Annotated in this window: 13 protein-coding genes; 9 read left to right on the top strand and 4 right to left on the bottom strand. The window is 70.6% G+C overall.

The window, feature by feature from the left end:
- Nucleotides 1-80: 80 nt before the first annotated feature.
- From ACE3Q2_RS02665 to ACE3Q2_RS02655, 3 genes are read right to left on the bottom strand one after another with little or no spacing between them, the layout of a single operon-like run.
- On the bottom strand, nt 81-323 hold the full coding sequence (locus ACE3Q2_RS02665; protein ID WP_231696019.1) for a DUF6587 family protein: 243 nt from the start codon (nt 321-323) through the stop codon (nt 81-83).
- On the bottom strand, nt 320-2,155 hold the full coding sequence (locus ACE3Q2_RS02660; RefSeq protein WP_374472560.1) for a ferrous iron transporter B: 1,836 nt from the start codon (nt 2,153-2,155) through the stop codon (nt 320-322). The genes ACE3Q2_RS02665 and ACE3Q2_RS02660 overlap by 4 nt, the downstream gene beginning before the upstream one ends.
- A complete protein-coding gene (locus ACE3Q2_RS02655; RefSeq protein WP_043799800.1) occupies nt 2,156-2,398 on the bottom strand; it encodes a FeoA family protein in 243 nt (80 codons plus the stop codon).
- Between the two features lie 125 nt (nt 2,399-2,523).
- Here ACE3Q2_RS02655 and ACE3Q2_RS02650 point away from each other — a divergent pair, with 125 nt between their 5' ends.
- The 8 genes from ACE3Q2_RS02650 to yeiP all read left to right on the top strand — a co-directional run bounded on the left by ACE3Q2_RS02650 (nt 2,524) and on the right by yeiP (nt 11,409).
- Nucleotides 2,524-3,309 (top strand): enoyl-CoA hydratase-related protein, encoded by a 786-nt coding sequence (locus tag ACE3Q2_RS02650; protein ID WP_374472557.1) that lies wholly within the window; start codon nt 2,524-2,526, stop codon nt 3,307-3,309.
- A gap of 27 nt (nt 3,310-3,336) precedes the next feature.
- Complete coding sequence (locus ACE3Q2_RS02645) at nt 3,337-3,726, top strand: GxxExxY protein (RefSeq protein ID WP_231696016.1); 390 nt, start codon at nt 3,337-3,339, stop codon at nt 3,724-3,726.
- Nucleotides 3,727-3,803: 77 nt separating this feature from the next.
- Entirely contained in the window at nt 3,804-5,804 is a 2,001-nt protein-coding gene (locus ACE3Q2_RS02640) for an acetyl-CoA carboxylase biotin carboxylase subunit (RefSeq protein WP_374472555.1), read from the top strand.
- A complete protein-coding gene (locus ACE3Q2_RS02635) occupies nt 5,801-6,694 on the top strand; it encodes a hydroxymethylglutaryl-CoA lyase (protein ID WP_231696014.1) in 894 nt (297 codons plus the stop codon). Before ACE3Q2_RS02640 ends, ACE3Q2_RS02635 begins: the two co-directional genes overlap by 4 nt.
- Before the next feature lie 68 nt (nt 6,695-6,762).
- Nucleotides 6,763-9,351 (top strand): EAL domain-containing protein, encoded by a 2,589-nt coding sequence (locus ACE3Q2_RS02630; RefSeq protein ID WP_374472552.1) that lies wholly within the window; start codon nt 6,763-6,765, stop codon nt 9,349-9,351.
- The gene (locus tag ACE3Q2_RS02625; RefSeq protein WP_231696012.1) at nt 9,348-9,839 is read left to right on the top strand and encodes a GNAT family N-acetyltransferase; all 492 of its coding nucleotides are present in this window, start codon (nt 9,348-9,350) and stop codon (nt 9,837-9,839) included. Before ACE3Q2_RS02630 ends, ACE3Q2_RS02625 begins: the two co-directional genes overlap by 4 nt.
- 38 nt (nt 9,840-9,877) lie before the next feature.
- Nucleotides 9,878-10,648, top strand: a complete 771-nt coding sequence (locus ACE3Q2_RS02620) for an SDR family NAD(P)-dependent oxidoreductase (protein WP_231696011.1) — start codon at nt 9,878-9,880, stop codon at nt 10,646-10,648.
- Between the two features lie 197 nt (nt 10,649-10,845).
- Entirely contained in the window at nt 10,846-11,409 is a 564-nt protein-coding gene (yeiP, locus tag ACE3Q2_RS02615) for an elongation factor P-like protein YeiP (protein ID WP_374472549.1), read from the top strand.
- On the opposite strand, the gene ACE3Q2_RS02610 is transcribed toward yeiP, so the two are convergent.
- Nucleotides 11,393-11,944 (bottom strand): NUDIX hydrolase, encoded by a 552-nt coding sequence (locus ACE3Q2_RS02610; protein ID WP_374472547.1) that lies wholly within the window; start codon nt 11,942-11,944, stop codon nt 11,393-11,395. The genes yeiP and ACE3Q2_RS02610 overlap by 17 nt on opposite strands.
- A gap of 181 nt (nt 11,945-12,125) precedes the next feature.
- On the opposite strand from ACE3Q2_RS02610, the gene ACE3Q2_RS02605 reads away from it, so the two are divergent.
- Entirely contained in the window at nt 12,126-13,613 is a 1,488-nt protein-coding gene (locus tag ACE3Q2_RS02605) for an amino acid permease (protein ID WP_374472545.1), read from the top strand.
- Nucleotides 13,614-13,847 lie beyond the last annotated feature (234 nt).

Here is a 13,847-nt window from a genome sequence, read left to right as displayed (position 1 = left end):
GGGACTGGCTCACTTCGGCGCCGGGGGGGGGCCGCGCGGGGCCAACCAACCCCCCCCATAACGTGCCCCCCCCCCCCTTCTTACTTGCAGCCGTTGCAGGTGTTGCAGCCGCCGGTGCCGCAGGCGCTGGCGCTGGCGGCGATGGGCGGGCGCAGGGCCAGGCCCAGGCGGCGCAGCCAGGCGGGGCGGCCTTCGCGCTCGAGGAAGTACGACAGCCGCGCCTGCGACTGCCAGCTCAGCCGCGGCAGGAAGCGGCGCAGCAGCGACAGGCTGCAGGCCAGCACCACGGCCGCCACCACCAGCCACTGCAGCAGCGGGCTCATGACATCAGCCACTTGGCCAGCTGGTAGGTCACCAGCGAGGCCAGGTAGGCCAGCGCGAACAGGTAGGCGGTGGCGAAGCCGGCCTGCTTCCAGCTGTTGGTCTCGCGCCTGATCACCGCGATGGTGGACAGGCACTGCGGCGCGTACACGTACCAGACCAGCAGCGAGAGCGCCGTGGCCAGCGACCAGTCGGCCGCGATCAGCGGCGAGAGCGAGGTGATGGCCTCGGCGTCGTTGGCCGCCGACAGCGCGTACACCGTGGCCAGCGCCGCCACCGCCACCTCGCGGGCCGCCAGGCCCGGGATCAGCGCGATGCAGATCTGCCAGTTGAAGCCGATGGGCGCGAACAGCGGCTCCATCCAGCGGCCGATGCGGCCGGCCAGGCTGTAGTCGATGGCCGGCAGCGTGGCGCTTTCCGGCGGCGCCGGGTAGCTCGACAGGAACCACAGCAGCACGGTGAGCGAAAGGATGATGCCGGTGACGCGGCGCAGGAAGATGCGCGCGCGCTCCCACAGGCCGATACCCAGGTCGAGCAGGCTCGGCAGCCGGTAGCTGGGCAGTTCCAGCAGCAGCACGTGCTCGCCCTCGGTGTGGCGCAGTTTCTGGATGACCCAGGCCGCCGCCATGGCGCTGACGATGCCCGCCGCGTAGAGCGCGAACAGCACCAGGCCCTGCAGGTTGAACACGCCCCACACCGGCTGGTCGGGGATGAAGGCGCCGATCAGCAGCGTGTACACCGGCAGGCGCGCCGAGCAGGTCATCAGCGGCGCCACCAGGATGGTGGTGAGGCGGTCGCGCGGGTCCTGGATGGAGCGCGTGGCCATGATGCCGGGGATGGCGCAGGCGAAGCTCGACAGCAGCGGGATGAAGCTGCGGCCGGTGAGCCCGGCGGCGCGCATGGGCCGGTCGAGCAGGAAGGCGGCGCGCGGCAGGTAACCCGATTCCTCGAGCGCCAGGATGAAGGTGAACAGCAGCAGGATCTGCGGCAGGAATTCCATCACCGTGCCCAGGCCGGCGAACAGGCCGTCCTGCACCAGGCTGCGCAGCGGGCCGTCGGGCAAGGCGCCGCCGATGGACTCGCCCAGCAGGGAAATCCAGCCTGCCAGCGTGTCCTGCAGCGGCGCGGCCCAGCTGAAGACGGCCTGGAACACCAGGAACATCACCACCGCCAGGATCACCAGGCCCAGCACCGGGTGCAGCAGCCAGCGGTCCAGGCGCTCGTCGAGGCGGCTGGTGCGCTCGGGCATGGCCACGGCTTCGGCCAGCAGGGCCGACACCTGCGCGTGCAGGTCACCGTGGTCGTCGTCGGGCCCGGGGGCCGGCGGCACGGCGCCGTCGAGCGTGGCCACCAGCGCCTCGGCGCCGTCGCGCTTCACGGCCACGGTTTCCACCACCGGCATGCCCAGCCGGGCCTGCAGCGCGGCCACGTCGATCTCGATGCCGCGGCGGCGGGCCTGGTCCATCAGGTTCAGGGCCAGCACCATGGGCCGGCCCAGGCGGCGCAGTTCCAGCACGAAACGCAGGTGCAGGCGCAGGTTGGTGGCGTCCACCACGCAGACCAGCAGGTCGGGCAGCGGCTCGCCGGGCAGCGCGCCGCGGCAGACGTCGCGGGTGATGGCTTCGTCGGGACTGGTGGCGTCGAGGCTGTAGGCGCCCGGCAGGTCGAGCACGCGCACGTTGCGGCCGCCGGGGGTACGGAACAGGCCTTCCTTGCGCTCGACGGTGACGCCGGCGTAGTTGGCCACCTTCTGGCGGCTGCCGGTGAGGCGGTTGAACAGCGCGGTCTTGCCGCAGTTCGGGTTGCCGACGAGGGCGATGTTGAGTGCGGACACTCAGCGCTCCGGGCGCTGCAGGCGCACCCGCTGGGCTTCCTGGCGGCGCATGGCGAAACGGGTGAAGCCCACCTGCACCAGCAGCGGTTCGCCGCCGAGCGGGCCGCGGGTCACCAGGCGCACGGTCTCGCCGCTGACGAAGCCGATGTCGCGCAGCCGGCGCGCCACCAGATCGTCCGGGCCGGCGTCGTGCACCGCGTCCACGGTGCCCACCGCGCCGGTTTCAAGATCGGAAAGGACCATGTCGATGCCCACCTTTGTGAGAATGATTCGCATTATAAGGCCGGACAGCCCCCGGCAACAGGGGCTTGGACCACCGGCCGTCGGACGGCTTGCCGCTATCATGGCGGCTTCCCGAGGGAGCCCCCATGACCGAAGTCATAAAAATCACCCGCGACGGCGCCACGGCCCGGGTGGCCCTGGCCCGCCCGGGCGTGCACAACGCCTTCGACGACGCCCTGATCGCCGAGCTCACCGAGGCCCTGCGTGGCCTGGACGCCGACCCGGCGGTGCGCGCCGTGGTGCTCACCGGCGAAGGCAGCACCTTCTCGGCCGGCGCCGACCTGGGCTGGATGCGCCGCATGGCCGCGGCCAGCGAGCAGGAGAACCGCGACGATTCCCTGCGCCTGGCGGCGCTGATGCGCACCCTGAACTTCCTGTCCAAGCCCACCCTGGCCCGGGTAAACGGCTCGGCCTACGGCGGCGGCGTGGGGCTGGTCGCCTGCTGCGACTTCGCCATCGGCGTGGACACGGCGAAGTTCTCGCTGTCGGAAGTGAAGCTGGGCCTGGTGCCGGCGGTGATCTCGCCCTACGTGGTGCAGGCCATCGGCGGCCGCCATGCGCGGCGGCTGTTCACCGGCGCGGAAGTGATCGAGGCGCCGGAAGCACAGGCCATCGGCCTGCTGCACCAGGTGGTACCGTCCGCCGAACTCGACGCCGCGGTGGACCGCGCCCTGCACTTCTGGTCCAAGGGCGGTCCCGTGGCCCAGTGCGAGGCCAAGCAACTGGCGCTGCGCATGGCCGGCATGACCCCGGAAGCCGCCGAGCGCACCGACACCGAAAACGCCGCCCTCATCGCCCGCCTGCGAGTCTCCCCCGAAGGCCAGGAAGGCCTCACCGCCTTCCTCGATAAACGCGCTCCGTCCTGGGCATGATCTTTTCTTTGCCACGGATTTTCGCGGATGAACGCGGATGCTCACGGAAAAAGCGGATTGGTTGAGGGGGAGACTTCGAAGGCCGTAATCGGGGCGTTCTATTCCGTGTACTCGGAGCTCGGGTTCGGTTTCATGGAGCAGGTCTACGAGAACGCGTTAGCCTGCGCGCTGCGTGAAAATGGAATTTCACCGATCCAGCAAGCCGCCATCGACGTGTATTTCCGGGGCCACTTGGTTGGCGAGTACCGGGCCGACCTGCTGATCCCAGGGAAACTAATCATCGAAGTGAAGGCAGTTGCCACGCTCTCCCCGGCCCATGACTCCCAACTGCTCAACTATTTGAAGGCCACCGGAGTGCGGGTAGGACTACTGCTCAACTTTGGCCCGAAACCCCAGTTCCGCCGCCGGGTAAACTAGGATGACTCTGCCAATCATTTTCCTGCTTCTATCCGTGAATACCCGCGTTCATCCGCGCAAATCCGTGGCCAAAACCAATGTTTGAAAAAATCCTGATCGCCAATCGCGGCGAGATCGCCTGCCGGGTCATCCGCACCTGCCGCAAGCTCGGCATTCGCACGGTGGCGGTGTATTCCGAGGCCGACGTGCACGCGCAGCATGCGCGGCTGGCCGACGAGGCCTGGCCGATCGGCGGGCCGCGGCCGCAGGACAGCTACCTGCGTGGCGAGGCCATCCTGCAAGCGGCGAAGGCCAGTGGCGCCCAGGCCATCCACCCGGGTTACGGCTTCCTGAGCGAGAACGCCGACTTCGCCGAGGCCGTCGAGGCCGCCGGGCTGGTCTTCATCGGCCCGAAGGCCGCATCCATGCGCAAGATGGGCAGCAAGGCCGGCGCCAAGCAGCTCATGCAGGCGCGCGGCGTGCCCGTGGTGCCCGGCTACACCGGCGAAGACCAGGACCCGGCGAAGCTGCAGGCCGAAGCCGACCGCATCGGCTACCCGCTGATGATCAAGGCCGCGCACGGCGGCGGTGGCAAGGGCATGCGCATCGTGCGCGCGGCCGGCGAGTTCGCCGCGGCGCTGGAAAGCTGCCAGCGCGAAGCCGCCGGCGCCTTCGGCCGCGACCGCGTGCTGCTCGAGCGCTACATCGGCGAACCGCGCCACATCGAGATCCAGGTCTTTGGCGACCACCACGGCCAGGTCATCCACCTCAACGAGCGCGAATGCTCGGCGCAGCGCCGCTACCAGAAGGTGGTGGAAGAGTCGCCCTCGCCCTTCCTCACCCCCGAACTGCGCCAGCGCATGGGCGAGGCCGCGGTGGAAGCCGCGCGCGCCATCGACTACGTCAACGCCGGCACGGTCGAGTTCATCGTCGGCCCCGAGGGTGATTTCTACTTCATGGAAATCAACACCCGCCTGCAGGTGGAGCACCCGGTGACCGAGCTGGTCACCGGCCTGGACCTGGTGGAATGGCAGCTGCGCGTGGCCGCCGGCGAGCGCCTGCCGCTGCACCAGGGCGAGGTGGAAAGCCACGGCCACGCCATCGAAGTGCGCCTGTACGCCGAAGACCCCGCCGCCGGCTTCCTGCCCGGCTCCGGCAAGCTCGAGCGCCTGCGGCTTCCGGCGCCCACCGAACACGTGCGCCTCGACGCCGGCGTGGTGGAAGGCGACACCGTCACCATCCACTACGACCCGATGATCGCCAAGCTCATCGTGCACGACGCCGACCGCCCGCGCGCCCTCGCCCGCCTGCGCGAGGCGCTGGCCGACTGCGAGGTGGTGGGCCCGAAGTCGAACATCGCCTTCCTCGAGAAGCTGGTGCGGCACCCGCGCGTGGTCAACGGCACCATCCACGCCGCCTACCTCGACCGCCACCTCGAGGACGTGCTGCCAAAGGAAGAACCGCTGCCGCCGGCCATGCTGGCCCTGGCCGCCAGCGCCTGCCTGCTGCACGACGAGGCCGCCACCCGCGCCGCCACGGCGGCCGGCAGCGACCCGCATTCGCCCTGGGGCATCGCCGACGGCTGGCGCCTGGGCCACGCGGGCGAGCGCCTGCTGTGTTTCCACTACCGCGGCGAGCGTTTGGAACTGCACGCCCGCGGCAGCGCCGGCGACTACCACCTGGTCGGCGCGGGCCTCGAGCTGCGCGTCGCCGGCGCCGCCTTCGTGGCGGGCCGCCTGGTGGCCGCCGTGGACGGCCGCCAGTACCGCGTGCGCGCCGACGCCGACGAACACCGCGCCAGCGTGCACGACGGCGACCAGCGCTTCCGCCTCGAACGCGTGCCGGCCTTCCGCTTCGACGAGGGCGAGGCCGCCGGCGGCTCCGACCGCATCAGCGCGCCCATGCCCGGCCGCGTGGTGCTGGTGCGCGCCGAAGCCGGCCAGGCCGTGGCCGAAGGCCAGGAACTGCTGGTGATGGAAGCCATGAAGATGGAGCTCAGCCTGCGCGCCCCGCGCGCCGGCACCGTGGCGGCCGTGCAGGCCGCCGTGGGCGACTTCGTCGACGCCGACGCCGTGCTGGTGAAGCTGGAGGCCGAATGAACACGTCCGCCCGGGTGCGCATCGTCGAAGTGGGCCCGCGCGACGGCCTGCAGAACGAGAAGGCGCTCATCCCCACCGCCGACAAGATCGCGCTCATCGACCGGCTTTCGGCCACCGGCCTGCGCAGCATCGAGGCCACCAGCTTCGTCAGCCCGAAATGGGTGCCGCAGCTGGCCGACGCCGCCGAGGTGTTCGCCGGCATCCGCAAGGCGCCCGGCGTGAGCTACCCGGTGCTGGTGCCGAACCTGCAGGGCTACGAGCGCGCCCGCGCCGTCGGCGCCACCGAGGTGGCCGTGTTCAGCGCCGCCTCGGAAGCCTTCAACCGCAAGAACATCAATGCCTCGATCGACGAGAGCATCGAACGCTTCCTGCCCGTGCTCGAACGCGCGGTGGCCGACGGGGTGAAGGTGCGCGGCTACGTCTCCACCGTGCTCGGCTGCCCCTACCAGGGCGAGGTGCCGCTGGCCGACGTGGTGCGGGTGGCGCGGCGCCTGCACGAGGCCGGCTGCTACGAAGTGTCGCTGGGCGACACCATTGGCATCGGCACGCCCGGCAAGGCCCGCGCCATGCTGCGCGCGGTGGCGGCGGAAGTGCCCATGGCCGCGCTGGCCATTCACTTCCATGACACCCGCGGCCAGGCCCTGGCCAACATCCTGGCCTGCCTGGAGGAAGGCGTGGCCGTGGTGGACGCCGCGGTCTCCGGCACCGGCGGCTGCCCCTACGCCCCCGGCGCCAGCGGCAACGTGGCCACCGAGGACGTGGTGTACATGCTCGAGGGCATGGGCGTCGCCACCGGCGTCGACCTGCCCGCGCTGGTGGCCACCGGCCGCTGGCTGGCAGGCCTGCTGGGCCGCGCCTCCGGCAGCAAGGTCACCCTCTCCCAGGCCTGACACCAGCCGCACGGGGCCGGTGTATTCTGGCCCTTCCCCCCACCGCAGCGGCCGCCGGCCCTTTCTGCATGGAAGAAGGCAGCACCCCCACGGACGGCCCTGAAACCCCCGCCGAAGGCGGACGGCGCGGCCGCGACAACGCGCTGGTGGACCGGCTCGAAGCCCTGCTGGCCCGCGGCGAAGGCTGCGCCGACCCGGTGCTGCTTTCCGAGCTGCTGGCCAAGCTGCACGGCCTGCGCCGCGAGGCGCGCAGCGCGCGGCTGCGTTACGCCAACCTCTTCAACGCCGTGCCCGACCCGGTCAGCCTGATCGACGCCGACGGCCGCATCATCGACCTCAACCGCGCCGGCGAACTGGCCTACGGCCGGCCGCGCGAGGAAATCGTCGGCAAGCTGGTGCACGTGCTCAACCCGGACCTGCCGGCCGACCACATGGCGCCGGTGCTCGAAACCCTGGCGCGCGACCAGACCCACGTGGTCGAGGTCTACAACATGCGCGGCGACGGCACCCGCTTCCCGGTGGAAGTGCACTCGGCGCGCTTCGAGGACGGCCCGAACCAGTACGTCATCGCCGTGGCGCGCGACCTCACCCACCGCCGCGAGGCCGAGCAGAACCTCAAGACCCTGCTCATGGCCATGGACAAGGGCGTGCTGGTGCAGGGCCCCGACGGCCAGGCCATTTCCGCCAACGCCGCGGCCATGCGCATCCTGGGCGTGCCCGAGGACCAGGACATCGTGTCCGGCCTGCGCTGGCAGGACTGGCTGGTGGTGGACCACCGCGGCTGGCCGCTGCGCTTCAGTGAAATGCCGGCCCAGCGCGCCATCCTGACCGGCAAGTTCGTCGAAAGCACTCTGCTCGGCCTTTACCACCTGGGCCGCAAGCAGCTCACCTGGGTTTCGGCCACCTGCGTGCCGCAGTTCCAGCCGCATTCGGACAAGCCCTACCAGGTGGTGTCGCTGTTCTCCGACGTCACCGAGCTCAAGCGCGACAGCGCGCTGTTCCTGCGCACCCAGGCCCTGGCCCGCATCGGCGGCTGGGAATGGGACGGCGGCCGCGAGCGGCTGTACCTCACCGACGAAACCCTGCGCATCCTGGGCCGCCGCGATGACCCGCCGCGCAGCCTGGAAGACGCCCTGCGCCAGGTCGCTCCCGGCGACCGGCCCAAGGTGGAGGAAGCCCTGGAAAGCGTGCTGCGCGACGGCGGCGGGCTCGACCTGGAAATCCGCATCGTGCGCCCCGACGGCCAGTCCACCTGGGCCCGCCTGATCGGCCAGGCCGAGGGCCGCGCACCCATGACCACGCGCATCACCGGCACGGTGCAGGACATCACCCAGCGCCGGCAGATCGAGGAGGCGCTGCGCAGCCAGGCGCGCACCGACCCGCTCACCGGCCTGTACAACCGCGACGGCATCCTCACCGAGCTCGAGCGCCGGCTGGGCGAAGGCGGCGAAGGCAGCACGGTGGTCTACATCGACCTCGACCGCTTCAAGCTGGTGAACGACCTGCTCGGCCACGCCGCCGGCGACGACCTGCTGGTGAACGCCGCCCGCCGGCTCGAGCGCTGCGTGGGCGAACACGGCCTGCTGGCGCGCTTCGGCGGCGACGAGTTCCTGGTGCTGGCCGACACCCGCGACGACCCGCGCGAGGCCGAGCGCCTGGCCGAGCGCATCACCCGCGCCTTCGGCGACGCCTTCCGCTACGCCGGCGAAGAATTCACCATCACCACCAGCGTGGGCCTGGCGCGTTTCCCCGAACACGGCGCCACCGTGCAGCAGCTGGTGAACAACGCCGACGCCGCCATGTACGACGCCAAGCGCCGCGGCCGCAACACCTGGCAGACCTTCACGCCCGAGCTGGCGCGCCAGCAGCACGACCGCGTGCAGGTGGAGGCGCAGCTGCGCCGCGCGCTCGACAACGAGGAATTCCGCCTGGTCTACCAGCCGCTGGTGAACCTGGCCGACGGCAAGGTGCGTTCGGCCGAGGCGCTGATCCGCTGGCGCAACCCGGCCCTGGGCGAAATGCGCCCCGACCACTTCATCAACCACGCCGAGACCACCGGCGACATCGTGCGCATCGGCGCCTGGGTGATCCAGGTGGCCTGCCGGCAGATGGCCGCCTGGCGCGACGCCGGCTACCCGCTCGAGCGCGTGGCGGTGAACGTCTCCTACCGCCAGTTCCTCACCGAGGACCTGGTGCAGATCATCACCGAGGCCCTGGCCGAGCACGACCTGCCCGGGCACATGCTGGAGCTCGAGTTCACCGAGCGCGTGCTGATCGAGGACGCGCCCGACACGCTCACCACCTTCGAAGCGCTGCGCGCGCTGGGCGTGGTGCTCACCATCGACGACTTCGGCGAAGGCTACAGCGCGCTCAACTACCTGCGCCGCCTGCCCATCCACGGCCTGAAGCTGGCGCAGGGTTTCCTGCGCGGCGTGCCGGGCAACGCCTCCGACGCGGCCATCTGCCAGGCCGTGGCCGGCATCGCCGCCGCGCTGGGCCTGGACGTGGTGGCCGAGGGCGTGGAAAGCAGCGTGCAGCGTGATTTCCTGCTGGGCCTGGGCATCCACCACGGCCAGGGTTTCCTTTTCAGCCAGGCGCTCGAGGCCGATGCCTTCGGCGCCTTCCTCCGCCAAGCCAACGCCACCCCGAACGCATGAGCCCACGCTTCGCCATCCGCCCCATCACGCCCGCCGACGACCTGGCCGTGGCCCGCATCATCCGCGGCGTCATGCCCGAGTTCGGCGCAGACGGCCCGGGCTTCGCCATCCACGACCCCGAGGTGGACGCCATGTCGGCCGCCTACGACCGCCCCGGCGCGGCCTATTTCGTGGTCGAACTCGACGGCCGGGTGCAGGGCGGCGGCGGCGTGGCCCCGCTCGAAGGCGGCCCCGAAGGCGTGTGCGAGCTGCGCAAGATGTACTTCCTGCCCGCCCTGCGCGGCCTGGGCGCCGGCGCCGCGCTGATGCAGCGCTGCCTGGACCAGGCCCGGGCGCTGGGCTTCCGGCAGGTCTACCTGGAAACCCTGCGGGGCATGGACGCCGCCCAGAAGCTCTACGAGCGCACCGGCTTCCGCCGCCTCGACGGCCCCCTGGGCGCCACCGGCCACTTCGGCTGCAACCGCTTCTACCTCCTCGACCTCGCCTGACCGGGTAAAATCCGGGGTTTACCGCTTCGGGGGTTCGCATGAAGATCCAAGACACCCGCGCCGCCATCACCGGCGGCGTTTCCGGCCTGGGCCTGGCCGTGGCCAGGCAGCTGGTCGCCGGCGGCGCCAAGGTGGCGCTGCTCGACATCAACGACGACAAGGGCGCGGCCGCCGTGGCCGAGCTGGGCGCGGCCAACGCCCGCTACTGGCGCACCGACGTCACCGACGAGGCCCAGGTGGCCGCGAACCTGGCCGAGGCGCAGGCGTTCATGGGCGGGCTCAACGCCGCCGTGAACTGCGCCGGCATCCTGGGCGCCGGCCGCGTGCTGGGCAAGGACGCGCCCATGCCGCTGAAGAACTTCGCCACCACCGTGATGGTGAACCTGGTGGGCAGCTTCAACGTGGCCAAGGCCGCCGCGAACCTGATGCAGCACAACGCCGCCGGCGACGACGGCGAGCGCGGCGTCATCGTCAACACCGCTTCGGTGGCCGCCTACGAGGGCCAGATCGGCCAGGCCGCGTATTCGGCCTCGAAGGGCGGCGTGGTCGGCATGACCCTGCCGATGGCGCGCGAACTGGCCCGCTTCGGCATCCGCGTGAACACCATCGCGCCGGGCATCTTCTGGACCCCGATGGTGGACGGCATGCCGGAGGCGGTGCAGCAGTCGCTGTCGGCTTCCATCCCCTTCCCGTCCCGCCTGGGCCGGCCGGAGGAATTCGCCGACCTGGTGGCCTACATCGTCGGCAACCGCTACCTCAACGGCGAAACGATCCGCCTCGACGGCGCCGTCCGCCTCGCCCCCAAGTAACCCTGCCCTTGTAGGAGCGGGGTGGGCCGCGCCGCCGGGTGGGGCAAACGAACCGGCGGGTGCGGCCCCCTGACGGACCCCCCCCCCCACCACACCCCGCCCTTTGTCGCCGCCGTTCCCCCCGATATCCAGTGGCATAAACTGTTGGCGGCTTGCGCCGCTCCTACAGGAACCCCACCCCGCAGCGAGTAATCCGCATGAAGGCTTCCGAGATCAAGAAAGGCAACGTCATCGAGCACGCCGGCACCGTGTACCAGGTGCGCGACATCGAGCGCAGCTCGCCGCAGGGCCGCGGCGGCAACGTGAAGTTCCGCTTCACCCTGTATTCGGTGCCGGGCGGCGTGAAGTACGACCTGAGCGCGGGCGCCGACGACGAGCTGCGCGAAGTCGAGCTCAGCCGCCGCGCCAGCACCTTCAGCTACATGGACGGCAGCGCGTTCGTGTTCCTCGACGCCGAGGACTACACGCCCTACCAGCTCGACGCCGACGTGGTCGGCGACGCCGCGGGTTACATCACCGAAGGCCTGGAAGGCTGCTACGTGCAGCTGATCGAGGACGCACCGGTGGCCGTGCAGCTGCCGCCGAGCGTGGTGCTGGAAGTCGTGGACACCCCGCCCGAACTCAAGGGCGGCACCGCCACCAAGCGCCCCAAGCCCGCCAAGCTCAACACCGGCCTCGAGATCATGGTGCCGGAGTACATCAGCAACGGCGAGAAGATCTGGGTCAGCACCACCACCGGCGAGTTCAACGGCCGCGTCTGAGCCAGCGCCCCGCCATCCGGCGCATGGATTCGTCCATCGCCGGGTCGGCGGCGATTTCCGCCACCGGTTTCCACGCCAGGTCCAGCGACTCCTCGCTGACGGCGAATTCCTCGCTGCCGGTGGCGCGCACCACGAAGCGCACGTCGTAGTGCCAGTGCTCCGGATCCGCGCCGCGGGCCGGGATGGCGTGCCGGTCGAGGTCGAAGATGTCGCCCTCGACCACCAGATCCGTCAGTCCTGATTCTTCTTCCGCCTCGCGCAGCGCCACCCGCGCCAGGTTGGCGTCGCCGTCGGCATGGCCGCCCAGCTGCAGCCAGCGGCCCAGCTTGCGGTGGTGGGTGAGCAGCACGCGCTCGCCGTCGGCGCTCACCAGCCAGGCCGAGCCGGTGAAATGCCCGGGCGGGTGCGAGCGCTCGAACACCGCCGGCGAAGACGCCAGGAAGCCGCTGAACAGCGCCACGTTGCCGGCCTCGTCCGGCCGGGCCTCGAGGAAACGGGCCAGCGCCTGGCCCAGCTCGAACGAATCCGTGTTCATTTTTCACCCTGCCTTGAGGGCGCACAGGATAGCCCGGGCTGGCCCGACGCCGCGGCTTGTGGCCCCCCCGCCTGCTCGGCTAAGGTTGGGCGCCACCCATGACCGCCAAGGGTCGTGGCCATGACAGGCCACCCGCAGCCGCGGGCCGGCCCAGAACAATGCGATACAGGGGAGTTCCCAGATGCTTTTCCAGCGCGTCAAGTCGCTTGACCAGATCCTTGCCACGGCCGAAAAGAAGAGCCTGAAGCGCCAGTTGGGGCCCATCCAGCTGACCCTGCTGGGCATCGGCGCCATCATCGGCACGGGTATCTTCGTGCTCACCGCCGAAGCCGGCCAGAAGGCCGGCCCCGCCATGATGATCGCCTTCGTCATCGCCGCGGTGGTCTGCGCGCTGGCCGCCCTCGCCTACGCCGAGCTGGCCTCGATGGTGCCGGTCTCCGGCTCCGCCTACACCTATACCTACGGCGTGCTGGGCGAAGGCCTGGCCTGGATCGTCGGCTGGGCGCTGGTGCTTGAATACGCGGTCGCCGCGGGCGCGGTGTCGGTGGGCTGGTCGGGTTACATGAACGGCCTGCTGATCAGCGCCGGCATCCCCTTGCCCGAAGCCTTGCGCACCGGCCCCTGGGACGGCGGCAGCTTCAACCTGCTGGCCTTCCTGGTGGCGCTGGCCGTCACCGGCCTGCTGGTGATCGGCACCTCGAAGAGCGCCAAGGTGAACGCGGTGCTGGTGGCCATCAAGGTCATCGCCCTCACCGCCTTCATCATCATCGCCTTCCCGGCGGTGAAGGACCCGAACTTCGAGCCCTTCATGCCCACCGGCTGGGGCAGCCCGATGGGCGGCATCGGCGTGCTCGGCGCCGCCGCGTCCATCTTCTTCGCCTACGTCGGCTTCGACGCCGTGTCCACCGCGGCCGAGGAAACCCGCAACCCGAACCGCAACATCCCCATCGGCCTGATCGGCTCGCTGGCGGTGTGCACCATCTTCTACCTGCTGGTGGGTTACGCCGCGGTCGGCTCGGTCGGCTCGCAGCCGATCATGGGCCCGGACGGCATGGCCCTCATGCCGGGCAGCGCCGAACTGGCCGCCGCCTGCAAAGGCTCCGAGGAACTGGTGTGCAGCAAGGAGCCGCTGGCCCACGTGCTGCGCCTGCTGGGCTTCGAAGGCTGGGGCAATGCCATCGGCATCGCCGCCGCGCTGGCCCTGCCCTCGGTCATCCTGATGATGTTGTTCGGCCAGACCCGCATCTTCTTCACCATGTCGCGCGACGGCCTGCTGCCGAACGTGCTGTCGAAGGTGCACCCGACCTTCCACACCCCGCACGTGATCACCCTGATCACCGGTGGCGCGGTGTCGCTGTTCGCCGCGATGTTCCCGGTGGGCATCCTGGCCGACATCTCGAACTCGGGCACGCTGTTCGCGTTCCTGATGGTGGCGGTGGGCGTGATGATCCTGCGCAAGACCCAGCCGGACCGCCCGCGTCCGTTCCGCACGCCGCTGGTGTGGGTGGTCTGCCCGCTGGCCATCGCCGGCACCCTGCTGCTGTTCTTCAACCTGTCGATGTACACGCTCGCCATGTTCTTCGGCTGGGCCGCGATCGGCATGGTCTTCTACTACTCCTACGGTTACCGCCGCAGCCACCTGGCCAACGGCACCGAAGCTTCGCACTGACGGAAGCCGCGGCGGATGAGCGCTTCCCCGCCGCGCAAGATCGGCGTGGTTTTTGGCCCCCACGGGGTGGGGCACAACAAAGAAGGCGCCCGGGGTGTTAAGGGGCCCCCGCGTGGTGGTGTATCCCCCCCGCAGGGCGCCCCCGGGCCCCCCGGGGCGAAGCACCGCGGCCGTGCGGGCGGGGCCCCCGTGCGCCCCCCCCCCCCACGAGGGTGGAGCCGTTCCAGCGGACTC

Origin of the sequence: Arenimonas sp., assembly GCF_041913985.1 — a bacterium.
Classification (GTDB): Bacteria; Pseudomonadota; Gammaproteobacteria; order Xanthomonadales; family Xanthomonadaceae; genus Arenimonas.
Note: the sequence above shows the minus strand (reverse complement) of the source record. Positions and strands in the feature narration are given on the sequence as shown.